This is a genomic window from Aquimarina gracilis (assembly GCF_035285365.1).
GTDB classification, from domain to species: domain Bacteria; phylum Bacteroidota; class Bacteroidia; order Flavobacteriales; family Flavobacteriaceae; genus Aquimarina; species Aquimarina gracilis.
This window is the reverse complement of record NZ_JAYKLX010000007.1, coordinates 296,930-321,648: the sequence shown is the minus strand read 5'-3', so window position 1 is coordinate 321,648 and position 24,719 is coordinate 296,930. Positions and strand designations below refer to the sequence as shown.

25 protein-coding genes and 3 tRNA genes are annotated in these 24,719 nt (G+C 33.9%); 14 read left to right on the top strand and 14 right to left on the bottom strand.

What is annotated here, in order from left to right:
- Positions 1–49: 49 nt before the first annotated feature.
- The 6 genes from U6A24_RS16270 to tgt all read right to left on the bottom strand — a co-directional run bounded on the left by U6A24_RS16270 (position 50) and on the right by tgt (position 7,190).
- Complete coding sequence (locus U6A24_RS16270; protein ID WP_324181048.1) at positions 50–1,348, bottom strand: asparagine synthetase B; 1,299 nt, start codon at positions 1,346–1,348, stop codon at positions 50–52.
- 1 nt (position 1,349) lies between these two features.
- On the bottom strand, positions 1,350–2,894 hold the full coding sequence (gene dnaB / locus U6A24_RS16265; RefSeq protein ID WP_324181047.1) for a replicative DNA helicase: 1,545 nt from the start codon (positions 2,892–2,894) through the stop codon (positions 1,350–1,352).
- A gap of 168 nt (positions 2,895–3,062) precedes the next feature.
- Positions 3,063–4,016, bottom strand: coding sequence for an acetyl-CoA carboxylase carboxyltransferase subunit alpha (locus U6A24_RS16260; protein ID WP_324181046.1), 954 nt, complete (start codon positions 4,014–4,016; stop codon positions 3,063–3,065).
- Between the two features lie 52 nt (positions 4,017–4,068).
- Entirely contained in the window at positions 4,069–5,001 is a 933-nt protein-coding gene (locus tag U6A24_RS16255) for a DMT family transporter (RefSeq protein ID WP_324181045.1), read from the bottom strand.
- Entirely contained in the window at positions 4,988–6,058 is a 1,071-nt protein-coding gene (locus U6A24_RS16250) for an LptF/LptG family permease (RefSeq protein WP_324181044.1), read from the bottom strand. The genes U6A24_RS16255 and U6A24_RS16250 overlap by 14 nt, the downstream gene beginning before the upstream one ends.
- Before the next feature lies 1 nt (position 6,059).
- Positions 6,060–7,190 (bottom strand): tRNA guanosine(34) transglycosylase Tgt, encoded by a 1,131-nt coding sequence (tgt, locus tag U6A24_RS16245; RefSeq protein WP_324181043.1) that lies wholly within the window; start codon positions 7,188–7,190, stop codon positions 6,060–6,062.
- A gap of 176 nt (positions 7,191–7,366) precedes the next feature.
- Between tgt and U6A24_RS16240 the strand changes: the two genes are divergently transcribed.
- The 3 genes from U6A24_RS16240 (at position 7,367) to U6A24_RS16230 (ending at position 9,978) form a co-directional block, all read left to right on the top strand.
- Positions 7,367–8,212, top strand: coding sequence for a transketolase (locus tag U6A24_RS16240; protein WP_324181042.1), 846 nt, complete (start codon positions 7,367–7,369; stop codon positions 8,210–8,212).
- Between the two features lie 21 nt (positions 8,213–8,233).
- Positions 8,234–9,187 carry a transketolase family protein gene (locus tag U6A24_RS16235; protein ID WP_324181041.1) on the top strand — a complete coding sequence of 318 codons (954 nt, stop codon included), beginning with the start codon at positions 8,234–8,236 and terminating at the stop codon, positions 9,185–9,187.
- A 203-nt stretch (positions 9,188–9,390) separates the two neighbouring features.
- Positions 9,391–9,978 carry a porin family protein gene (locus tag U6A24_RS16230; protein ID WP_324181040.1) on the top strand — a complete coding sequence of 196 codons (588 nt, stop codon included), beginning with the start codon at positions 9,391–9,393 and terminating at the stop codon, positions 9,976–9,978.
- Positions 9,979–10,025: 47 nt separating this feature from the next.
- Here the strand turns inward: U6A24_RS16230 and U6A24_RS16225 are convergent, their stop codons facing one another.
- On the bottom strand, positions 10,026–11,015 hold the full coding sequence (locus U6A24_RS16225; protein ID WP_324181039.1) for an FKBP-type peptidyl-prolyl cis-trans isomerase: 990 nt from the start codon (positions 11,013–11,015) through the stop codon (positions 10,026–10,028).
- 89 nt (positions 11,016–11,104) lie between these two features.
- Between U6A24_RS16225 and U6A24_RS16220 the strand changes: the two genes are divergently transcribed.
- Together U6A24_RS16220 and U6A24_RS16215 are read left to right on the top strand one after the other, a co-directional pair.
- On the top strand, positions 11,105–11,482 hold the full coding sequence (locus tag U6A24_RS16220) for an RNA-binding S4 domain-containing protein (RefSeq protein ID WP_324181038.1): 378 nt from the start codon (positions 11,105–11,107) through the stop codon (positions 11,480–11,482).
- A gap of 171 nt (positions 11,483–11,653) precedes the next feature.
- Positions 11,654–12,154, top strand: coding sequence for a phosphoribosyltransferase family protein (locus U6A24_RS16215; protein ID WP_324181037.1), 501 nt, complete (start codon positions 11,654–11,656; stop codon positions 12,152–12,154).
- On the opposite strand, the gene U6A24_RS16210 is transcribed toward U6A24_RS16215, so the two are convergent.
- Positions 12,146–12,667 (bottom strand): shikimate kinase, encoded by a 522-nt coding sequence (locus U6A24_RS16210; protein ID WP_324181036.1) that lies wholly within the window; start codon positions 12,665–12,667, stop codon positions 12,146–12,148. The genes U6A24_RS16215 and U6A24_RS16210 overlap by 9 nt on opposite strands.
- A gap of 133 nt (positions 12,668–12,800) precedes the next feature.
- Here U6A24_RS16210 and U6A24_RS16205 point away from each other — a divergent pair.
- The 3 genes from U6A24_RS16205 (at position 12,801) to U6A24_RS16195 (ending at position 13,166) form a co-directional block, all read left to right on the top strand.
- Positions 12,801–12,873, top strand: a tRNA-Lys gene (locus U6A24_RS16205).
- 63 nt (positions 12,874–12,936) lie between these two features.
- Positions 12,937–13,012, top strand: a tRNA-Lys gene (locus U6A24_RS16200).
- 70 nt (positions 13,013–13,082) lie between these two features.
- Positions 13,083–13,166, top strand: a tRNA-Leu gene (locus U6A24_RS16195).
- 57 nt (positions 13,167–13,223) lie between these two features.
- Here the strand turns inward: U6A24_RS16195 and U6A24_RS16190 are convergent.
- The 6 genes from U6A24_RS16190 to U6A24_RS16165 form a co-directional block, all read right to left on the bottom strand.
- Entirely contained in the window at positions 13,224–13,658 is a 435-nt protein-coding gene (locus U6A24_RS16190; RefSeq protein WP_324181035.1) for a carboxypeptidase-like regulatory domain-containing protein, read from the bottom strand.
- Positions 13,659–13,816: 158 nt separating this feature from the next.
- Complete coding sequence (locus U6A24_RS16185; protein ID WP_324181034.1) at positions 13,817–14,545, bottom strand: LytR/AlgR family response regulator transcription factor; 729 nt, start codon at positions 14,543–14,545, stop codon at positions 13,817–13,819.
- A 1-nt stretch (position 14,546) separates the two neighbouring features.
- Positions 14,547–15,575: a sensor histidine kinase gene (locus U6A24_RS16180; RefSeq protein ID WP_324181033.1), complete on the bottom strand. Its 1,029-nt coding sequence runs from the start codon at positions 15,573–15,575 to the stop codon at positions 14,547–14,549.
- Between the two features lie 21 nt (positions 15,576–15,596).
- The gene (locus tag U6A24_RS16175) at positions 15,597–15,956 is read right to left on the bottom strand and encodes a DUF4907 domain-containing protein (protein ID WP_324181032.1); all 360 of its coding nucleotides are present in this window, start codon (positions 15,954–15,956) and stop codon (positions 15,597–15,599) included.
- A 71-nt stretch (positions 15,957–16,027) separates the two neighbouring features.
- Complete coding sequence (locus U6A24_RS16170; protein ID WP_324181031.1) at positions 16,028–17,038, bottom strand: Kelch repeat-containing protein; 1,011 nt, start codon at positions 17,036–17,038, stop codon at positions 16,028–16,030.
- Between the two features lie 9 nt (positions 17,039–17,047).
- Positions 17,048–17,935, bottom strand: coding sequence for a DUF6268 family outer membrane beta-barrel protein (locus U6A24_RS16165; protein ID WP_324181030.1), 888 nt, complete (start codon positions 17,933–17,935; stop codon positions 17,048–17,050).
- Positions 17,936–18,159: 224 nt separating this feature from the next.
- Between U6A24_RS16165 and U6A24_RS16160 the strand changes: the two genes are divergently transcribed.
- From U6A24_RS16160 to U6A24_RS16135, 6 genes are all read left to right on the top strand, one after another.
- A complete protein-coding gene (locus U6A24_RS16160; RefSeq protein ID WP_324181029.1) occupies positions 18,160–19,476 on the top strand; it encodes a DUF4270 family protein in 1,317 nt (438 codons plus the stop codon).
- On the top strand, positions 19,463–20,710 hold the full coding sequence (locus tag U6A24_RS16155) for a hypothetical protein (RefSeq protein ID WP_324181028.1): 1,248 nt from the start codon (positions 19,463–19,465) through the stop codon (positions 20,708–20,710). The genes U6A24_RS16160 and U6A24_RS16155 overlap by 14 nt, the downstream gene beginning before the upstream one ends.
- An 11-nt stretch (positions 20,711–20,721) precedes the next feature.
- Complete coding sequence (locus U6A24_RS16150; RefSeq protein ID WP_324181027.1) at positions 20,722–21,096, top strand: hypothetical protein; 375 nt, start codon at positions 20,722–20,724, stop codon at positions 21,094–21,096.
- 276 nt (positions 21,097–21,372) lie between these two features.
- A complete protein-coding gene (locus tag U6A24_RS16145; protein WP_324181026.1) occupies positions 21,373–22,269 on the top strand; it encodes a MerR family transcriptional regulator in 897 nt (298 codons plus the stop codon).
- A gap of 17 nt (positions 22,270–22,286) precedes the next feature.
- On the top strand, positions 22,287–23,780 hold the full coding sequence (locus tag U6A24_RS16140; RefSeq protein WP_324181025.1) for a phytoene desaturase family protein: 1,494 nt from the start codon (positions 22,287–22,289) through the stop codon (positions 23,778–23,780).
- Between the two features lie 41 nt (positions 23,781–23,821).
- The gene (locus U6A24_RS16135) at positions 23,822–24,661 is read left to right on the top strand and encodes a phytoene/squalene synthase family protein (RefSeq protein WP_324181024.1); all 840 of its coding nucleotides are present in this window, start codon (positions 23,822–23,824) and stop codon (positions 24,659–24,661) included.
- Positions 24,662–24,719 lie beyond the last annotated feature (58 nt).

The following is a 24,719-nucleotide window of genomic DNA, read 5'->3' as shown; positions in this document are numbered from 1 at the left end:
TTTTAAAGAGGTAATAGTCGTAATCTGTCTACAACCTTACAGTATTGAATCACGTTTTTTGTTTTTTCTTTTTGGCAGCGGGAAAGAGCACATTATTAAGGATCAAGCGATATCCCGGAGAATTAGGATGCAACTCGAGTTCGGTTTTTGGATCTCCTACTCTATGGGTATAATCCTCTGGGTCATGACCTCCATAAAAAGTAAAGAAACCTTTTCCTTTTATTCCATGGATATATCGTGCTTCTCCATTGGTTTTGTTTTCACCGAGTATAAGTACATTTGATTTAATCTCATTAGGATTATATGCAGTAGTTTGCCCCATAAAGCCTTTGACTAAAGCTGTATGATTTTGGCAAAGCATTGTAGGTATAGGATCCCATTTTGCAGAAAAGTCCATCAAAGTAAAATAGTCTGTAGTTTTTGAAATACGTCGTGTACGTGTCATATCAATGGAAGAAAACTCATATACATTTGGACTGCGCTCTAGTTTAAAATTCTTAAATGCAAAAGTTCGGTTATAATCTATTTTCGACTGATAGCCAGGCTCACTAGGGTCTCCATCAAACATGGGTTCACAAATATCTACTCCTTCAGCTGCCAACGCTATTTCAAAACTATCTGTAGCACTACACATAGCAAACATAAACCCACCTCCAACTACATAATCTCTAATCTTAAGTGCCACTGCAAGTTTTTGTTGTGATACTTTTGAATATCCTAAATCATTTGCTAGTTTTTCTGCGGCTGCCTTTTCCCTAATATACCAAGGTGCTGCTCGATATGAAGCATAAAATTTACCGTATTGTCCCGTAAAATCTTCATGATGTAAATGTAACCAATCATACAAAATTAGGTTATCATCTAGCACCTCTTTATCATACACTGTTTCATATGGAATTTCTGCAAAAGTCAATACCATAGTCACAGCATCGTCCCAAGGTTGATTTCCTTTAGGAGAATATACCGCAATTTTTGGAGCTTTTTCTAAAATTACCGCTTCCATATTTTGAGACGGGCTACTAATTTCTTCTAGAATCTCTTCAGTTTCAGAATCACTAACAATTTCATAGGTCACCCCGCGTATTGTGCATTCTTTTCTTATATCTTCGGTGTCTGGTAAAAGGAAGGCCCCACCTCTATAATTAAGTAGCCATTTAACTTTGAGGTCTTTGCTTAATGTCCAATATGTAATTCCGTAAGCTTTTAAATGATTTTGTTGTTCTTCGGCATCCATCGGGATTAATACATAGGATGCAAATGATTGAGAACTAACCAATAATAAAGCAACGAACCATAATGAGAACTTTGCTTTGCACTCACTAAAAACAACAGAAAAAAAGGATTTCATGTTAAAAAGGTACTTCGTCATCATCATTAGAATCATTTATGCTACTCCCAAAAGCTTCATCTGCACTAGGAAGATGGCTTGTATTAAATGGTGCTTCTTCACCGTCTTCATTCATTTTAGAATGAAACTCGAAAGGAGTGCTAAAATCATCTAAGTTATCAAATTTACCTAAGTGACCAATGAATTTTAACCTAATATTCTCAAGTCCTCCATTACGGTGCTTGGCTACGATAAACTCTCCTTGCCCTTGTGTTGGTGATCTTTCTTCGTCATCCCACTCGTCTATTTTGTAATATTCAGGTCGGTAAATAAATGACACAATATCGGCATCCTGCTCAATTGCTCCAGATTCACGAAGGTCACTAAGTAACGGTCTTTTACTACCTCCACGGGTCTCTACCGCCCTGGATAACTGTGATAAGGCAATAACAGGAACGTTTAATTCTTTTGCCAATGCCTTCAGGTTACGGGAAATCGTAGAAATCTCTTGTTCCCTATTTCCATTTTTACCTGTTCCTCCGGCGGTCATTAATTGTAAATAATCGATTACAATCATCTTGATACCATGCTGAGAAGATAAACGACGCGCTTTTGCTCTTAAATCAAATATCGATAAAGAAGGGGTGTCATCTATAAACAAAGGTGCTTTTTCAAGATCTTTTACTTTAACATTAAGTTGTTCCCACTCATGTTTTTCTAATTTCCCGGTACGTAATTTTTCTGAAGACAGCCCTGTTTCAGAAGAAATCAAACGTGTAATGAGCTGCACAGATGACATCTCTAGAGAAAAGAAGGCTACAGGAATATTTTGTCCAACAGCCATATTACGGGCCATCGATAGTGTTAATGCCGTTTTTCCCATACCCGGGCGGGCAGCCACGATTATTAAATCACTTGGCTGCCACCCCGAAGTAAGTTTATCCAGCTTATCAAAGCCAGATGGGATTCCACTTAAACCTTCTTTGTTTGATATTTCCTGTATCTTCTTTTTTGCTTGTATTACTAAGCTTTGAGCTGTTTCTGTGGATCGCTTAATATTTCCTTGAGTTACTTCATACAATCTGGATTCTGCCATGTCCAGAAGATCAAATACATCGGTGGTTTCATCATAGGATTCTTCGATAATTTCATTTGAAATTTTAATCAAACTACGTTGAATATATTTTTGAAGAATAATACGTGCATGAAACTCAATATGTGCCGATGAGGCTACTTTTTGGGTTAACTGTATCAAATAATAATCTCCTCCGGCCAATTCCAGTCTCGCATCCTTCTTCAATTGGCTTGAAACCGTTAATAAGTCTATTGGCTCAGAGTTTTCGAAGAGTTTGTATATCGCTTCAAAGATATATTGATGTGCCTCCCGATAGAAAACATCGGGATTAAGAATGTCTATAATTTCGTCGACCCCCTTTTTATCAATCATCATTGCTCCAAGCACAACTTCCTCTAAATCAACAGCTTGAGGAGGTATTTTTCCTTTCTCAAGCGATATTACGTTCCCCCGACCGTAATTAATTTGCTTAGCTTGCTGTACTTTTTCCATGACTACGAATGTAAAAAAATTGTAAAGAGATACCCCTACTTACAAAGATACGAATGTCCACCGTTCTTTAACAAATGAACTGTTAATAAGTAATTTTTATTGTTAATAAGCATAAAAAAATCTGAAGCTCTAAACTTCAGATTTAGGTACTAAGTGATTTTTTAGGGGTTAACCTTTAAAGACTCCCATATTGGCATATTTATCCATACGTTTTTCGACTAATTCTTCTGGTGATAAGTTTTTAAATTCATCATAAGTAGAAGAAATTTTGTCTCTAACCGTCTTAAATATTTTTTCACGATCGCTGTGCGCCCCTCCTAGAGGTTCTTTTACAATTTCGTCGATAAGTTTCTGCTTTTTCATATCTGTAGCAGTTAATTTAAGCGCTTCGGCGGCTTGTTCCTTAAACTCCCAACTGCGCCATAGAATCGAAGAACAAGATTCTGGAGAAATAACAGAGTACCAAGTATTTTCTAGCATTAGTACTTTATCCCCTACACCTATACCCAATGCTCCTCCACTAGCACCTTCACCGATAATAACCACGATGATAGGTACTTTAAGACGGGTCATTTCAAGAATATTTCTGGCAATTGCTTCTCCTTGTCCCCTTTCTTCGGCTTCAAGTCCAGGATATGCTCCTGGAGTGTCTACAAAACAAACTACAGGAATCCCAAATTTCTCTGCACTTTTCATTAATCTAAGTGCTTTTCGGTATCCTTCGGGATTAGCCATTCCAAAATTACGATATTGTCTCGTTTTGGTGTTATATCCTTTTTGTTGGCCAATAAACATATAACTTTGATCACCAATCTTACCCAGACCACCGATCATCGCCTTATCATCTTTAACATTACGATCACCGTGTAACTCTAAGAATGATTCTCCGCAAATTGCGTCGATATAATCCAAAGTATACGGTCTTGACGGATGCCTAGACAACTGCACACGTTGCCAAGGAGTCAGGTTTTTATATATTTCCTTTTTGGTTTCCTTCAGCTTCTTTTCAATTTGCTTACAGGTATCAGTTACATCAACTTCACTTTCTTCACCTATTGCGCAAGCTTTTTCAAACTGTTCTTCAAGCTCTTTAATGGGGAGTTCAAATTCTAAATATTCCATAATCAAGAATATAATTTATGTTAACTAGGGTTAGCTGACAAATATAAAAACTTTACTTCGTAATGTTATGCAAAGTTGACTTAGTTTTTCTTTTTTTAGCATTTTTGAATATTCCATTCAATATCACAGTCCCAATAATGAGTAATGCGCCATAATAAAATTGCGGACTCATTTTTTCGGATTCTCCAAAGATCATAAATGCCAAAACAATACCATAAACCGGTTCTAAGTTGATGGTTAACATAACAGTATATGGGCTTAAATATTTCATTACCTGCACCGAACCGATAAATGCATATGCGGTACAAACTGAAGCCAAAATCATGATATATATCCAGTCTGAAGTTGACAATTGGAAAAAGGAGACTGTAAAACCATCAACACGGCTTCCAAAAAAGGTACCCCCTAATAAGTAAACTGTTATAATGCCAACACCACTTAATAACTCATAAAAAGAAACCATACTAGGGTTATGTTGCTGTGCCACTTTTCCGTTAATTAAAGAAAAAACTGCAGATAAAAATGCAGAACACAAGGCATACATGATTCCGAGGGAGTAATCCCCTTCGACATTAAAAATGATATATAACCCAGTAATTACAAGAAGTCCAAAAAAAACCTCATACCAGATTAATTTACGTTTATAAAAAATGGGCTCTAGTATTGCAGTAAAAAAAGCACCTGTCGACAATGTTGCTAGTGTAATCGATACATTCGAAACTTTTATGGCAGCAAAAAAGGTAATCCAATGTAATGCAATAATAATACCCGCAAAGAAAAGTGTAAAGAATAGTTTTCGAGAAATAACCAATGATATCTTCCTAAAAGCAATATATACATAAATAAAACCCGAAGCCAGTAACATTCTATACCATACCAAGGGCAAAGCTTCTATAGAAATAAGCTCTCCAAGTATCGCGGTAAATCCCCAAACAAATACGATAAAATGTAAATGAAAGTAATTTTGTAATTTAACGTTTGGCATTATATAAGAGGTATATTGCTAATATCCCAAAAGAAACATTAGGGAACCAAACAGCCACTATTGGTGGGAAATCAGATTGATTAGCAAGTGTTCCTAAAACTTTGTCAAAAAATATAAAGATAAATGCCAGTGATATCCCTACGGCCAGATTTACTCCCATTCCTCCTCTTCTTTTCATTGATGATACGGCCACTCCTATAATAGTTAATATAAATGCCGAAATAGGAATACTCCATCTTTTATAGGCCACCACTTTATAACGATTAATATCTGAGGACCCTCTTTTACTTTCTTTTTCAATGAATTCACTTAATTCAGTATAATTGAGCGTTTCTGCCACATAAGTTACTGGTGTAAATTCATCTATATTAAAAGGAAGAACGGTATCTTTTGTCTTTGCTTTTTCAATGATATCCTCATTTTCAAGTATTTTTCTTTTTACAAAATCTTTCAGTTCATAAATACTATCTTTGAATGTAATCTTTCTAGCAGATATCTTCGTATTCAATTTATTTCCATCAAAATATTCTAGAGTAAAATTGGTAGCCGACTTGTCTACAGGTTTAAAATTAGTTGCATATAAGAAAATACTATCATTAAGCTGCCTATAGACATTTTTTGTCTCTCTGGTTTTTCTGTTTTTTCTAAGATAAGAGTATTTAAATTCGTTAAACCCTAAACTTGCTTTGGGTGCCAAAAACAATCCCATTGCCAATGCTCCAATACAAATAATTACGGCACCAATCATATAAGGTCTTAAAAACCTCCAAAATGACACTCCCGAACTTAAAAAAGCAATGATCTCGGTTTTGTTTGCGAGTTTAGAAGTAAACCAAATTACCGAGAGAAAAACAAAAAGCGGAAATAGTAAATTAGCAAAATATATCATAAAATCCAGGTAGTAATCTATTACTGCGCTAACCGGAACTTTATTTTCCAACATATTGTCTATTTTTTCAGAAAGATCAACTATAATTCCTATAGGAATAAACAGTAGAATCATCGTAAAAAATGTACCCAAGTACCTTTTTAATATGTACCAATCTAATATTTTCAATTTACAATCTTTTATCCATTTGTTTTACCATCATATTTTTCCAGGAATAAAAATCCCCTGCTAAGATATGTTTTCTTGCTTCTCTAACCAACCATAGGTAAAAACCTAAATTGTGAATGGTTGCTATTTGCCTTCCTAACATTTCATTTACAGAGAAAAGATGCCTCAAATATGCTTTAGAATACTCTGTATCCACATAGGTTATTCCCATTTCATCTATTGGAGAGAAATCATCTTCCCATTTTTTATTCTTAATATTAATGGTGCCATGTGCTGTAAAAAGCATCCCATTACGACCATTACGCGTGGGCATCACACAATCAAACATATCGACTCCCAGAGTAATATTTTCTAAAATGTTAATTGGAGTTCCTACTCCCATCAAATATCTTGGTTTATCTTCTGGCAAAATATCTGTAACCACTTCTGTCATTGCATACATTTCTTCGGCAGGTTCTCCTACAGACAAACCTCCTATTGCATTCCCTACTGCACCTGCATTGGCAATATATTCTGCCGACTGCATTCTCAAATCTTTGTATGTACTACCTTGTACAATCGGAAAAAATGCCTGATCATACCCATATTTAACCGGAATTTTTTCTAAATGTTGCATACAACGATCTAACCACCTATGCGTCATATGCATACTGCGCTTCGCATAATGGTAATCACAAGGATATGGAGTACATTCATCAAAAGCCATAATAATATCTGCGCCAATCGTTCTTTGAATCTCCATTACATTCTCTGGTGTGAAAATATGATAAGACCCATCGATATGAGACTTAAACTTTACTCCTTCTTCTTTGATCTTACGATTGGCCGACAAAGAATATACTTGATAGCCTCCACTATCTGTAAGAATATTTCTATCCCAATTCATAAACTTATGAAGTCCTCCTGCTTTTTCCAAAATCGAAGTCTGAGGTCTTAAATATAAATGATAGGTATTCCCTAAAATGATATCAGGATTAATATCGTTCTTTAATTCGCGTTGATGTACACCTTTTACAGTAGCTACTGTACCCACGGGCATAAAAATTGGAGTTTCTATCACTCCATGATCCGTGGTGATTTTCCCTGCTCTTGCTTTACTTTTCGGATCTTTAGATAAAAGGTCAAATTGCATATTTTCTTTTTGATAGAGCGCAAAGATAACTAACTAAAATCATATTGATAAACTAAGGTTTTCGAAAACTTTTCGTTATTAACAATACTTTCTTAATTAAAAGCTGCACATACATTTTGTCACCGTATACAAAACCTTTATTTTTGGGGCTTTATTATCAAGAAATCAGCATTATAATGCCAAAAACAAAACAATTAGAAGATTTTGCAACGCAAGTTCGTAGAGATATTCTGCGCCAGGTGCATAAAGTAAACTCGGGACATCCTGGTGGTTCTCTGGGCTGTACAGAATTTTTTGTCGCTCTCTATCAAGAAATCATGGAAAGAAAAGATGATTTTGATATGGACGGAATTGGAGAAGACCTTTTCTTTCTTTCCAACGGACATATTTCACCAGTTTATTATAGTGTATTGGCTAGAAGCGGATATTTCCCGGTTGAAGAGTTAAATACCTTTAGACTAATCAATAGTAGATTGCAAGGACACCCAACCACACATGAAGGATTACCGGGAGTACGCATTGCGTCTGGATCTCTTGGACAAGGAATGTCTGTTGCCATTGGTGCGGCACAAGCAAAAAAGTTAAATAATGATGATCACTTAGTATATAGTTTGCATGGTGATGGAGAACTGCAAGAAGGACAAAACTGGGAAGCAATCATGTATGCTGCTGGAAAAAATGTTGACAATCTCATTGCTACAGTCGACCTTAACGGACAACAAATTGATGGATCAACAGATGATGTATTGCCAATGGGAGACCTGAAAGCAAAATTCGAAGCTTTTGGTTGGGATGTGATGGAAATTAAGGAAGGAAATAATATCACAGCTGTTATTGACGGACTAAAAGAGGCCAAGACCCGTACTGGAAAAGGAAAACCTGTTTGTGTACTACTGTATACCATCATGGGCCATGGAGTTGATTTTATGATGCATACCCATGCTTGGCACGGAAAAGCACCAAACGATGAACAACTTGAAATAGGTTTAGCCCAAAATCCTGAAACCCTTGGGGATTACTAATTTGTCCAAATTAAAAAGAAAATGAAAAAATATATAGATACAGGAAAAAAGGATACTCGATCAGGTTTTGGAGCCGGTTTAGAAGAACTAGGTAAAACCAATGAAAATGTAGTGGCATTATGTGCAGATTTGATAGGTTCTTTAAAAATGGACGCATTTATAAAGAATAATCCGGAGCGTTTTTTCCAAGTTGGAATTGCAGAAGCCAATATGATGGGAATGGCCGCTGGATTAACTGTTGGAGGTAAAATTCCTTTTACAGGTACATTTGCCAATTTCTCGACAGGTCGTGTTTATGACCAAATTCGTCAGTCTATAGCTTATAGTGGTAAAAATGTAAAGATTTGTGCTTCACATGCTGGTTTGACTTTGGGGGAAGATGGTGCCACCCACCAAATACTTGAAGATATCGGTTTGATGAAAATGCTACCTGGTATGACCGTAATAAATACTTGTGACTATAATCAAACTAAAGCTGCTACAATTGCTATTGCCGATCATAAAGGCCCGGTTTATTTAAGGTTTGGAAGACCCAAAGTAGCCAATTTCACACCAGAAGACCAAAAATTTGAAATCGGAAAAGCAGTAATGCTACAAGAAGGTACCGATGTTACTATTGTCGCTACCGGTCACCTGGTTTGGGAAGCTTTGCAAGCGGCAGAGTCGCTTCATGAAGAAGGAATTAGTGCAGAAGTTATTAATATTCACACCATAAAGCCTTTGGATGATGAAGCCATTTTAAACTCTGTAAAGAAAACGGGTTGTATAGTTACTGCCGAAGAACATAATTATTTGGGTGGTCTGGGAGAAAGTGTTTCTAGAGTATTAACAAAGAATCTACCTACTCCTCAAGAATTTATTGCCACTAATGATACTTTTGGAGAAAGCGGAACACCTGACCAACTTATGGAAAAATATGGTTTGAATGCTAATGCCATAGTCAATGCGTCAAAAAAAGTAATAAAAAGAAAATAAGTTAACTAATACAAAATAAAAAAGCCTTCTGTAAAACACAGAAGGCTTTTTTATTTCCCTAACTGTTCAAACCTAAAAAGTACTTCTTTAAATTTTGGCAAGTTTTTTGAGAAACAGAATAAAAATAAATTATAAACGTTTTTAAATACACTAGCCATTACACCAAAATCATCTTTATTTATTAATCAAAAAATTATCTTACAATGAAAAATGTATTTGTTTTTTTTATTCTATTTAGTACTTGCGCAATATTCGCCCAAGACAAAAAACTTACTTTTGGCGTAAAAGCTGGGCTTAATTATGGTGACAATGGTAGAATTGAAGTTACCGATATCACCAGCGCAAGGGCAGATGACCGTATTGGATATCATTTTGGCGTATTTTTAAGAGGCAATCTTACTGAAAGTATTTACATCAAACCTGAGTTACAATATACTGTAAACAATAGCACTTATGATAATGTTGCTGGTGCTGACCTTGATTATAATATTCAAAAATTAGATTTACCTATTCTTGTCGGTGTATCTATATTGGGGCCAATCCATGTTTTTGGAGGCCCTGCTCTTCAATATATGGTTGAAAATGATCTTGAAGATGTACGGCTGGGAGATGTTAAAAATGAATTCACAGTAGGTCTGCAATTTGGAGCTGGAATTCAATTAGGCCGACTTAATGCAGATATACGATATGAAAGAGGGCTAAGTAAGAATCGAGCAGAGTCTATAGATGAAAATATTAGAGTAGACTCTCGACCCAACCAGGTTATTCTGGGATTAGCACTGGATCTATAGAATTTTTGAAATAAAAAAAGACCGACAATGTATTGTCGGTCTTTTTTTTATTCATTTTTCGGTTCCCTGTCATCCGGATCCAGATGGTTTTGAATACCGTCTCCATCATCATCATAAAAAGTGATTTCAGTCATCGGATCAATAACACCATCATTATTAAGATCATTGACCGTTATTTCATCCCTAGTAAGAGTTCCATCATTATCATCATCTGCATCGATATAATTAGAAAGCGAATCTTCATCAGTATTGTCATTGGTTAAATCGGCGACGATAGAATCACCATTCAAATCTTCAAAATACGTTGGTATACCATCTAAATCATGATCGGCTTGATTTACATCATAAACCTGAACATTAAAAATCAAATTTGAATACGGAGGGAAAGCCCCATTTTGAGTACCTTCAAAATAAGCCAAACCTGAAGGAATAAAGATTATCGCCTCACCAAAATCATCATTATATGTTACAGTACCGTCTCCATTTTCAGTAAATCCTGAAGCAGCTCTTAAGCCTTCTAATCCCTCTCTGAAACCTACAATATTTCTTAGTAAATCAAACCAAACTGGATTAACTACATTATCAAATAATTCTTCTTCATTAGTACTACTTGGATAAAGAGTTTCTCCTCGATACGTTACCAAGGTAGAATCAGAATTCTTTGATGCATACTCTCCAGCACCTTCTCTAAGTTTAAGTATGTATAGATTATATTCTACATCCTCTCTCTCGACTTTTTTTGTGGTTACCATTCCAGTTCCCATAATTGATTGTTCACCACTATTGTCCCCTGCAATGGTATCAAATTTAACTATTCTATACTCTGGAATATCATCTCCATTTACAGATACATCTTCAAATGTAAAAAAATGGGTGTTTAAATAGTCCTGTAAAAGGGCATCATCTGTTACCTGCTGCTCTGCCCTATCTCTTGGAGGTATAATGGTAATACCAGTACCATTATCATCATCATTATTACAGCCATATAAAGCCACCAACGCAAATACACTGGCAAAAATATATTTTCTCACATTCATCTGATTACTTTTTTGAGGGCGCAAGATACGATTTTCTTGTACTTTTGTTTTAAAATTGTTTAATATAAAACGCATTTTATTCATTTTTTATGCGAGTTGACAAATATTTATGGTGTATCAGATACTTCAAAACAAGAAGTATTGCTACAAAAGCTTGTAAAGAAGGTAAAGTAAGAGTAAATGGTGATCTTATCAAACCTTCGAGAGAAATTTATCCAATGGACAAAATCATGGTTCGTAAAAACCAAATCAATTACGAGCTTGTCGTACTTGATACCCCAGATAACCGAATAGGAGCAAAACTCGTCGATATCTATCGTAAAGACATTACTCCGAAAGAAACGTTGCAAAAATTGGATCTTTTAAAGTATTCTAAAGATTATTATCGCAAAAAAGGAACGGGAAGACCTACTAAAAAAGATAGAAGAGATATTGATGATTGGTTTATCGACAGTGAAGAAGAGTAAAACTAAATATATATCATACTAAAGTTAAGAGCAATTATAATCTGGTTCAAAGCAACTGAATAGGAAACTCTTTTATATATTTGAAAACCAAAAAACATTGAAAGTTATTTAAGATGTCTTTTTGACAAAGATCTTCCTCAAGATTCTTAAAAGCAATCTATAATTCAAAGTATGCAAACAGATACTAATATTATACTTACTCATGAGCAAATACAGCATAAAATAAAGCGTATTGCATATCAGATTTATGAAACTAATGTTGATGAAACAGAAATTATTATTGCGGGGATAGCCGAAAATGGGTTTGTATTTGCCCAACGATTAAAAGCTATATTAGAGGACATTTCTGATATTGAAATTGTTTTATGTAAAGTATCGATGAACAAGAAATCTCCACAAAATACTGTTACCACATCAATTGCTCCAAATGAATATCAAAATAAAGCTCTAGTTCTGGCAGATGATGTACTTAACTCCGGTACTGCTCTTATTTATGGCGTGAAGCATTTTCTCGATGTGCCTCTTACAAGATTTAAAACTGCGGTACTAGTGAACCGAAATCACAAAAAATACCCAATTAAAGCCGACTTTAAAGGAATTTCTTTATCTACATCATTACATGAACATGTAGTTGTTAAATTTGGAGACGAAGATGTTGCAATATTAGAATAGCAGAGAACAACTTTCTTCAATAACTTGATCCGAATCTTTTTTATCTGTTACCACCTTATAATCGGCTTGATTATAATAAAATGATCGTTCGAAAAGGTGCTTTCGTATGAAATCTTTTAATTCGTCTTGTGTTTCCAGGTGCGCTATTAGAGGTCTTTTGTTTCGTTCTTCAAACAATCTTTTTGTTAGTTCCTCTAATGAAGTTTGTAAATATATACTTTGAGTATTAGTATTGTTTTTAACAATGTCTAGATTACCTGCAAAACATGGTGTACCTCCACCAAGTGAAATTATACAATTCTTATGACGTTCTAAAACTTCCTTGAGGTAAAAAGATTCTTTTTTTCTAAAATATATTTCACCTTTTTCTTTAAAAATATCAGAAATTGATTTTTTTTCCTGAATTTCTATGTAATCGTCCAGATCGAGGTACTTTAATTTCATTTTTTTTGCCAACCCATTGCCAATCAGAGATTTCCCACTTCCCATGTATCCCATTAAAACTATATTCATGCCTTTAAAATTAAATAGATATCACTCAAAAAGAATATCATTTTAAACAAAACACAAATTTATATGAATTTCTTCTTGAAAAATAAATTAATGATAGTATATTTGCACCCGCATTCAAGGAAAAAAAATGCATGACCTGGTAGCTCAGTTGGTAGAGCATCTCCCTTTTAAGGAGAGGGTCCTGGGTTCGAGCCCCAGCCCGGTCACAAATAAATGAATAATTTATTATTCGAGTTCTTATTAAAATATTTTGATAATTTATTATCAATGACCAGGTAGCTCAGTTGGTAGAGCATCTCCCTTTTAAGGAGAGGGTCCTGGGTTCGAGCCCCAGCCTGGTCACCAAAAAGTATCGTATTACTACGGTACTTTTTCAGTTTTATAGTATATTTAAACTATAGCACCATTTTATATTGCCCAGGTGCTGGAACTGGTAGACAGGCATGGTTGAGGGCCATGTGTCCATTAGGGCGTATGGGTTCGACTCCCATCCTGGGCACTTTATCGATCAAAAGATCGAAAGCACCAAAGAATAATTTATTATCATTAAAAAAATCTAACTGGATTTTTTTCTCCCACAACTTTTAATCGACTCATAAAATACGTGATAATCTGCCGTAGAAACTACTTCTCCCTTTTTACTTAAAATTATTGGTTTGTTATCTACAAAATTGCGTAACGATAACAATGTAATCGCATATCCTTTAAAAACAACTTCAAAATGGCTTTGGTCTTTAATTCTAAGTTCATCCAATTTAAACTCGAAGTAACCATCATCATTTGTATATGCATTCATACAGTCATCGTCGTCCAAATATAATTTCACCGCGGCATAGGCGATTTTTTTTCCTTTTTTATCAACTACGGTCCCACGTATAGTTTTTAGTTCTTCAGATTTTAATAGTGTATTATTTTCCTGATTATTATTTTCTTTGGATTTACAGGAAACTAGAAGCAGAACGCAGGTAAAGAGAACAGTAACTTTTTTCATATCCCAAGATTTTAATCTTTAATAAACTTTTACAATTTTTCGCTATCAGAAATGATTTTCATCATAAAAAACCACACCTAAATATACGAAATATTAGTTCTCCTATAAAGTTGTCCTACTTTCTGGATATTTTATCGCATTTTGATTAAAACGATCTATTAGATACCAATTTTTTTCAGAAAATCGTTCTTATAACTATCACCAATAGGAATTCTAACATCTGCGATAACAACTTTGCTTCGTTGAATAGAATTGATGCTCCTCAAATTAACAATGTAGGATCTATGTACTCTTAAAAAGAGGTTTTCTGGTAATTTTGATTGAATATCTTTGAAGGTCATTAAAGTTAAAATTGGTTTTTCTCCGGAAACATGAATTTTAAGATAATCTTTAAGTCCTTGAATGTATAGAATTTTCGTTAGTTTAATTTTTACGGTATCATAATCTGATTTAACAAACACAAACTCCTCTATCGGTATATTGGTAAGCGTTTCTTTTTCTTTAGGCTGTATAGGTTCCTTACTCCCTTTTTTCAACTCATAAATTTCTTTTGCACGGTTTACAGCTTTTACAAACCTTGGAAACGGAATTGGTTTAACTAAGTAATCTACGGCATTAATCTCAAATCCTTCGAGAGCATATTGAGAGTATGCAGTTGTAAATATAAACAAAGGCTTATGGTCTAATGTTTTTATAAAGTCAATACCATTTATTTGCGGCATTTCGATATCCAAAAAGACCAAATCAATTTTTGCATCTGTTAAAAGAGGGATAGCCTCTAAAGCATTTGTAAAAGTACCTACTATAGTAAGTGCACCAATATCTTCGCAGTACGACTTGATAATACCAAGGGCCAATGGCTCATCATCTATAATTACACATTGCATATCATTCTAGAATTAATATTAAGTCGACCATATATCGGCCATTATCCTCTTTTATACCCAAAGTATGTAGATCTGGATATAACAGTTCTAATCTATTCTTAATGTTTGTAAGTCCAACACCAGAGTTACTTTTATTTTTTCGGTACACCCCAATAATATTACTAACATTAAACTTAAGGGTATTTTCAATAACCTCAATTCTAATATTTATATCGGTAACACCCTTAAAGTCTGTTCCATATTTAAAAGCATTTTCAATAAAGGAAATTAATAACAAAGGGTATATTTTCTTTTTTTCATATTCTCCTTTTATAGACAATTTCACATCCTCGCTATTGGACAACCGCAGTCGCTGAAGTGACACATAATTTTTTATATATTCTATTTCTTTAATTAGCGGCACGATTTCTTGATTGGCTTCATAGAGCATATATCTCATCAATTCGGATAAAGTTAAAACAGCCTCGGGTGCATCATTTGATTTATTGCGCACCAAAGAATATACACTGTTTAATGAGTTAAAAAGAAAATGAGGATTGAGTTGAGCTTTCAAAAACTGAAGCTCGGTCTCTGTTCGTTGTGCTTCAGTTTCTTTTGATAGTTTATCTCTTTTATAAAAATCCACCATTAAACAAAAAATACCTCCTAATAGAAAAAAAGCAAATAAGAAAACACCTCTCATTGCGTATCTCATGTCTTTAACCGGAGGAAAGTCATTTTCAAACTGCATGATACGGCTCATGTGTTTAAAAGGCGGGTCTACAGGAACCTTGTTTATGATGAAATTAAATAATACCAAAAAACTTATTGAAGCAACTATATAGGGGACTATTTTCTTTTTAAGCAGCAATTTTGGTGCTAAAAAGGAATAGTTTGCATAGAATACAATTGGGTTAAAGAAAATTTGAGCCAAAAAAACAGGTTTTATGGTCCCTATTTGTATTACCGCAATTCCAAAAGGTAACGAAGACAAACAAATCCACGAAATAAAATGGATCCAAAATTCTTTAATGCGAAACGTACTCTTCAAAGCATTTCTTTTTATACATAACTACTTTTTAAAATCTATGTTACAACTATCCAATTCTTCCATAGTTATATTTGGCATTGTTCTACGTTCTAACTTGGCAACCACTAATACAGCTATTTTTTTTGCTTCTTCATTAGATTTAAAATACTGATTTCCGGACACACCAGGGATATTTTCTTGTTTAATTAACAAATCATCTCCTCGATATATTTCATAATACCAGCCGTAATCATTGTCAGAAAGCTCCTTTACCTTCACCCTATAATACTTAGAATAATAATCAAATTCTTTTTCTGGCTTTTCTTCGAGAAAATAATTTCCTATTAGTACGCCAAACATTATTATTCCAAAAATCAATAAGTATTTTAATGGTTTTTTCATTTTGATCAAGAAGAGTTTAAGGTTTTGGAGCTATCCGACAACAATCAAACAAACAAATAAAACAGTCTTACTCAATCATCTTCGTCTTCTTCTTCAAAAGGTCGAAATTCCCAATTATCGTCTAAATAAAGGTTACCACTTCTTCCTAAAGCCACAAATGCCCTGGTTCCATTATAAAATGCGACAGCATCTTGCCTTGTTGTTCCTTCAAAAGATGTTTTTTCTTCCCAAAAATCTGTATTGGGGTTATACTCCCAAACCGAATCTGTTGCGCCTATACCACCATCGCCGCATGCAATATACCCACGATCACCTATAGCAAAAGCCACAGCATTGCTTCGAGTAATATCATAATCATCTGTGTCCAGATCGGTCAAAGGGCTCCACATTTCGGTATTGAAATCAAAAACCCAAAAATCGTCTTGATTTAACCCATTAGATATACCAGTACCCATATATACTTTATCTCCTATAGTAAAGGTTACGGCTTCTCTTCTTTTATCACCTCCAAAGCCTACAATTTCTTGCCAGCTATCAGTTTGAGGAGAATATTTCCAGAAATCCTTTTTATCATTATCTCCATCAAATCCGGTTCCTACGTATCCCAAGGTTTCAGAATTAAAGGCGACTGCTCCTCTTCGAGGAGTCCCAGGAAACCCAGCTATAGAATCCCAAACATTTGTTGTGGTATTATATCTATAAAAATCCCCTAGTTCGTTATCCCCATCAAAACCTAAACCTATGTATCCATTTTCATTGGATGTAAAAGCCACTCCAGCACTTCTGGCGCTACCAGAAAAATCTGAAAGTTGACTCCAAAAATTACCCTCGAGGTCATAAACCCAAAAATCCTTGAGATAGTCATCCCCATCGAAACCAGTACCCATATACCCTTTATTTCCAATTGTAAATGCTACTGCACTGCTTCTAGGAGTTCCATCAAAAACAGAGCTATCCACCCAATTCCCCAATTTATCATCGTCGTCGTCGTCGCCAGAACAACTTATACCAAAGATTACAACAAAAAACCCAAAAAGTACTTTCATTTTAGCTAATGAGCATTGCTTTATTTTACTATTCATCTTCATTATTTATTTGTTTAAATTATACTTTAATCCCATAGATATAAATACAGAACCGTTAGGCTCAAAATCATATATTTCATTATTTTCATTATCCAGAATTTTAAGTTGATTCCATGGAGAATACCCAAGTTTAACTATTGTAGTCCAGTTAGGTTGTATACGGTACAGATAATTGATACCCGTATCCAAAGAATTATATTGTAATTTGGTGTTATCAATAAGACCAATCTCAGGAATATTTGTTGTTGAAGAGACATTCCCAAACAACCCGTTAAAACCTACTACTGCCGAAACGCTATGTCGTGGGTTAATTCTATAATTGATGGTAGTTTTTGGAGACCCAAGGGAATAGCTCCATGTTTCGTCAATCTTACTTTTAAACGAAACTACCGGTATCAATTGTGGTTTTCCAAAAGCAGGTCCGTATCCGACTCCAAAAGTAAGCAATGCAGAACCAGCTTTAGTCTTCCAACTTTTTGATAAGGTTATCGCAGAACTTAATATTACATCTTCGCTACTTATACTTTCTTCAAAATTAGAAGATAACAAAGGAGCAAACATCACATTAGCAGACCAAGATGTATCAATAAAATATTTAAAAAACAACTTGGTTTTTATTGTGTGAAAGTCCACATATGGCCCGGTATCAAAGTTTAATGAAGCATTGGTATACGTAAATTCATGATAATCATAGAAAATTCCCAATCCTAAAACCGCTCTTTTTTTGAATTTCTTACCCAAATTAAAACTAAGGCTGTATTTTTCGACACTTGCATCGCCCAAATCTGGTACTGTGATATATTCAAACCCTGCGAGTTCATTATTTGGGTTTTGACTCCATATAATATTTACCGTTCCAAATACCAAAATAATAAAATTAAAATGACGTTGCATTTGCTATTTTTTCGTAAAAGTATTTAACCTTGTTTGCCTTAAAAAAAAAGATATACAGGAATAAAAAGTCTATCGACAAAATAGTTTTTTCTGTCTATCAATTTCGTGATACCCTTCTTATAGATAAAAAGTAATGATTGGTCTATGTAATTTGATTATAAGTATAATTTAATTTCATAGCGTAGGCATCTGATCTTTTTTTGTATAAAAATTAGTGGGCGCCTATGAAATCTTTTCTTTTCCTTTTTTGTTTATTTCTTTTTGTAGTTTCCTGTTCTGAAAGAGAAGACATCCCTACTCTTGAAGTAGGTCAAGACTTTACCAATTCTAATGTAAGGATCATCTCTATAGATACTTTTACGGTAGAGCTATCTACATACAAATTTGACAGCATTATTACCTCATCTTCCAATCGCATTTTGATAGGACAATATAGAGACTCCATATTTGGAATAACAAGATCTGAAAGTTACATGGAATTATTACCCACCAACTATTCTATTGACGACGATGCAGAGTTGGACAGCATAGCATTAATTTTAAACTACGACGGATATTCGTACAGCGACACGACGAAGACGTCTTCTATAAATGTACATCTATTAAAAGATGAAGTAAGACCAAATGAAGATGCTTTTTTTAACACAAGTTCTATCGCCTTTGACGAAATACCGATCTCAACAATAAATTTCCTTCCAGAACCCACCGATGAAGATTCATTATATATCCCGATACCAATCGTAGTGGGGCAAGAATTATTTGATAAAATTCAAAAAGGAGATGTAAATGATGAAAATGAAGTACGCAATGAACTAAAAGGTTTTGCACTGCAGCCAGGCAACACAGATGATTCTTCTATTATAGGTTTTTCTGTCGATGGTACACAAAGTTATTTACGTTTCTTTTATACGATTCGTGGAGAATTTGAAGACAATGAACAGACATTTGACCTGGTCATCAACTCTACTCCTTCTTTTCCAACTTATTTTAACAATATTCAAAGTAATACAGAAGGTACTTTTTTTAATGCGCTTACAGATCAAGAAATAAATCTTCCTTCAGATGAAGCTAATAACAGAAGTTATATTCAAGCAGGAGTGGGAATGGTTACCCGGATACAATTTCCAACAATCAAGAAAATATCAGAGATTCCCGGAACGGGAACAATTTTGGACGCCACCTTAAAAATAAAACCCCCTCCAAGTACTTTTACCGATTTTTTACCCATAAAAGACTCGCTTTCTGTAAACAACTCTGATCAAAATAACATTATTGGAAGCCAATTATTTAATGGTGCAGGGGAAGTTTTCGCTAATATAAATGAAAACGACAGGGAGTTCAATGAAATTACTTATGAAGTAGAAGTTGGCGTTCATTTAGAAAATGAATTATCTGAAGCTCCCGAGATAGATAATGCTATCATTTTATTCCCTTTAGACTTTAACAACACAGTAGATCGAATTGTGCTCGAAGGAGAAAACAGCAACGATTTTGCAGCTAAACTAATTATTACATATGCTATCTACGATGAAGAAGAATAACTTTAGTGCAATTATGTTGATTCTTCTATTTACCGGAGGCATCTATTCACAAACCAATAATCTTACAGGATCTCCTTACTCTCTATTTGGTTTAGGAGTTCAGTCAAATTCTAACATCGGTAAGAACAGTGGTTTGGGAAGAAGCGGTATTGCTCTTAATGATCCAAATATGATCAACAATTATAATCCGGCTACTTTTTCAGCTATTTCAGAGAAAAGCTTTTTATTAGACATCGGTTTTTTGGGGGAATTAAATACAATTGAAAATAGCAGTAAAGATGAGCTACGACTTTCTGCAAATTTTTCAAATCTTGCCATGGCATTCAGCTTAAACGAAAGATCGGGAGTTGGATTATCAATAGTCCCTTTTACCGATGTAGGGTATTCTCTTATTGGCATAGAAAGTAATGTTGAAGGATCCCAAGATAGTTTTATAAGCAATGTTACAGGGTCAGGTGGTCTAAATGATTTTAAATTAAATTATGGGTACCGTTTATTCGATAATTTTAGAGTTGGAGTAAGTGCTTCTTATTTGTTTGGATCTATCAGAGAAACCGAAAGCGTTCTAATCAATACTTCATTCCTCACTATAGAAGAAGAAAATTATTATAGAGGATTTAGATTTGGTTTTGGATTTCAATTTGATATGAACAACAAATATTCTATTGGTCTTACTACCGATTTCCCAACATCTTTAAATGGCACCCAAGATCGATTTGTAAATAAAAGCCTTGACTTTGTTGGAGTTATTGTTGAAGACGAAGAAAACTTAAACATATCAAACTTCAAATTACCATTGGAAATAGGGTTTGGAGTAAGTTCTAAACCTATAAATGGATTTACTTTTAATGCTGATTACAAAAGAAACTTCTGGAGTTTTACTAATCAAAGAGACGATATAGGAAGATTTATTGATCAGTCATTAATAAGCTTGGGAGCACAGTATCGAGCTCGAGAAAGAGGACTTAAGTATTGGCAAAACATTGAATTTCGAGCAGGCCTAAATTATGATTCGGGATATTTAAAAGTAAATAATAAAGTAATTGATAATTATAGCTTTTCTGCTGGAATAGGATTGCCAATAAACAGAAGAGGGACATCCATGTTAAACATCTCATTCACTAATGGTCAAAGAGGAGCTGTAGAAGGCATCCTAATCGAAGAAAATTTCAATCTGATTAATATCAACCTAAGTCTCAAAGACATATGGTTCAGAAAAATCAAGTTTAATTAACAAAAGTAGTTATGATCAATACAAGAATTACATTAACCATGATTGTAATCTTTGCAGTAGCAATAAATACAAAAGCGCAGAAAGAAGCAGATCCAAGCCAAATTGCAGCTTACCAAACCAAAACCATGATTGCAACATTAGATCTCCAGGACAAGCAGGTTGATAGCATAAAAGCTATCAACCAAAAATATGCTCAAACAATTACTCAGATCCTGCTAAAAGAAAGTAATTTTTTTGGTAGAATGAAAAGCATAAGAAAAAATAATAACTTAAAAAATGAAGAATTGGAAAAAGTTCTTTCCAAAAAACAAATGGAAAAATACAAGGACGAAGTACAACCAGCTATTAGAAAGTACATAAAACAACAAAGGAAAGTTCAACATTAATGTATATCCCATGATCACTTTATTTCGGTTCATACTAGCAGAAATTCTGACATGTTTTTCACAAACAGCAGATTGTTTCTTTCTGTGAAAAACATTCGTTTTCAGGAAGTAAGAAATGCTCTTTATATAAAAAAACCTATTCCCTTGACGCATAAGTTTTTTATGCTTTTAATCCAAAATCCAGGTTTTTTAACAAAAAAAACAAGTATTTTAACAAATATTGAAAAAATATGTAAATTCTTTTAACTAATTTTGTTTAACAATTTTCAACAAAAAGTGAACAATATTAAACAAACATTCAGCATAAAAGATCTCGAAAACCTATGCGGGGTAAAGGCTCATACCATAAGGATATGGGAAAAAAGATACAATTTGCTTACCCCTAACCGAACCACCACAAACATAAGAACATATAATTTAAAGAATCTTCAAAAATTGCTTAATGTTACTTATTTAGTAAATAGCGGTTATAAAATATCCAGAATTTCGAAACTCAATGAACAAGAAATAAATGAATATGTAAGGAGTATTGTTTCTGATAACAGTACCAAAAGTCAGGCGATTAACTCATTTAAGATCGCCATGCTGAATTATGATTTGGAGTTATTTTTGGGAACCTATGAACAGTTGGAGCAAAAAAGAAATTTTAGACAAATATTTACCGATGTATTTATTCCTTTACTTAAAGAGATAGGTTTACTTTGGCAAACAGACACTATTAATCCGGCTCATGAGCATTTTATTACTAATTTAATTAAACAAAAACTACTTCTCAATATAGAGAAACTACAATACTCAAAACCCACAAAAAAAGACAAGGCATTTGTATTATTCTTACCAGAAAATGAGATACACGAATTGGGTTTGCTATATGTTAATTATGAAATCTTATTGCATGGATATAGAGCTATTTATTTAGGACCAAGCATCCCTCTTGATAGCTTACCCACAATGCTTTCTTTTCATGATCGCACGGTATTCGTATCTTATTTTACTATAAAACCCGAGAAAGACAACATCCTAAAATATGTAGAAGATTTTAACAAAATCGTCTGTTCTGAAAGAACAAGTGAATTTTGGATGCTCGGTAAGCAAATCATGCATATTTCTAAAACTAGTGCTTCAAATCATCGTTATTTTGATTCTATAAGTACACTAATCTCTGATTTGTAAACTTTCTAAGTCAAATTATGTCAAAAAAAATAGCAATTATTGGCTCAGGTTTTTCCTCGCTTTCTGCATCTTGTTATCTAGCTCAGTTAGGGTATGATGTAAACATATATGAAAAAAATACAACTGTTGGTGGTAGAGCTAGACAATTACTTCGTGAAGGATTTACTTTTGATATAGGTCCATCCTGGTATTGGATGCCCGACGTTTTTGAAAGTTTTTTTAATGATTTCGGAAAATCAGCATCCGATTTCTATAGGCTGGAAAAGCTTAATCCAGCCTACAAAGTATTTTTTAAGAACAAGGAGTATATTAAAATTGAAGACACTCTTGAAAAGATTTATGAGGCTTTTGAAGCAGAAGAAAGCGGAAGTTCATTAAAACTTAAAAAGTTTATCAAAACGGCACGTGACAATTATGATATAGCTATTAAAAACCTGGTTTATCGACCTGGTGTTTCTCCATTAGAATTGATTACCAAAGAGACCATACAACGCTTAGGTCAATTTTTCAGCACCATTTCTCGTGAGGTAAAAAAAGAATTCAAGAACGAAAAACTAATTAAAATACTTGAGTTCCCTGTTTTGTTTTTGGGAGCCAAACCTAGTAACACCCCTGCTTTCTACAGTTTTATGAATTATGCAGATTTTGGACTAGGAACCTGGCATCCAAAAGGTGGTATGTATAGAGTAATACAAGGGATGGAAGAATTGGCTAAATCTATAGGCGTTACTATTCATACCAATGCCGTTGTCGAAAAGATTAATGTTGAAAAAGGAATAACAACAGGTATTATTGTCAATTCTGAAGAAATTAGTGCAGATATTATTTTGTGCGGAGCCGATTATCATCATGGAGAAACTTTGTTAGCCCCTCAATATCGTCAATACTCTGAAAAATACTGGGAAAACAAAACTTTTGCTCCATCATCCCTCCTATTTTATGTAGGTTTTAGTAAAAAGCTAAAAAACATCAATCATCATAATCTGTTTTTTGACACCGATTTTGATGCGCATGCTCAAGATATTTATGATAATCCCAAGTGGCCAGAGGATCCACTTTTTTATGCAAATTTCACTTCGTTAACAGATTCTTCAACTGCTCCAGAAGGGTGTGAAAATGGTTTTTTCCTTATTCCACTTGCTCCAGGAATTGAAGACACCGATCAATTACGAGAAATCTATTTTGATAAAATCATAACTCGTTTTGAGAACATTACGGGTCAAAATGTTAAAAATAATATTATCTTTAAAGAGTCCTTTTGTGTTAAAGACTTTATTAAAGAATATAATTCATATAAAGGAAATGCCTACGGAATGGCAAATACATTGCTCCAAACTGCATTTCTTAGACCCAAGTTGAAAAGTAAAAAGGTTCAAAATTTATTTTTTACAGGACAACTTACAGTTCCGGGACCAGGCGTACCACCATCATTAATTTCTGGAAAACTGGTTGCCGGATTGATTGATGCTCAATTTAATAAATCAAAAGAATTAAAACTCGTTACCACATAACCAACCAACAACAAACGCAATAAATTCTAAAACCCTATTTTATGAAGGCTATCTTTGATACTGTATCCTATAATTGTAGTAAAATTGTTACCAATTCTTATAGCACATCCTTTTCGTTAGCATCCAAAATGCTATCAGAATCTATACGTCAAGATATTTATAACATATATGGTTTTGTAAGATTTGCTGATGAAATCGTTGATACATTTCACGATTATGATAAGGAGAAACTTTTTAATGATTTTGAAGAGGAAATGTATAAAGCCATTAAAAACAAGATTAGTCTTAACCCTATACTTAATTCCTTTCAACAAACGGTTCATAAGTATAATATCCAATCAGAATTGTACGAGGCATTTATGAAAAGTATGCGTTTGGATCTTTATAAAACCAATTATTTAACTGATGAAGAATATAAAGAATATATATATGGTTCTGCAGATGTAGTTGGATTAATGTGCTTAAAGGTATTTGTAAAAGGCGATGAAACTAGATATAATGAATTAAAAGATAGTGCCATGCATCTTGGATCGGCCTTTCAAAAAGTTAATTTCTTAAGAGATCTTAAAGCAGATTATGAAGACTTAAACCGTACCTATTTTCCAAATACAGACTTAAGACAGCTTGACGAAGATTCGAAATTAAGAATCATAAAAGAAATCGAAGAAGATTTCGATAAAGGACTCACAGGTATTTTAAAACTTCCTGTTGAAGCCAAATTTGGTGTCTATACCGCATTCATATATTATAAAAAGCTTCTAAATAAGCTAAAAAAAACCCCATCTTTGGAAATAAAAAATACTCGTATTCGAGTTCCTAATTATCAAAAATTTGGATTATTGGCAAAATCGTATTTTGATTATCGATTAAACTTAATTTAACCGTATTTTTGTATAAAATTTTTCCTGTGAAGTTATTTATTCAAATCTTGACATTCTT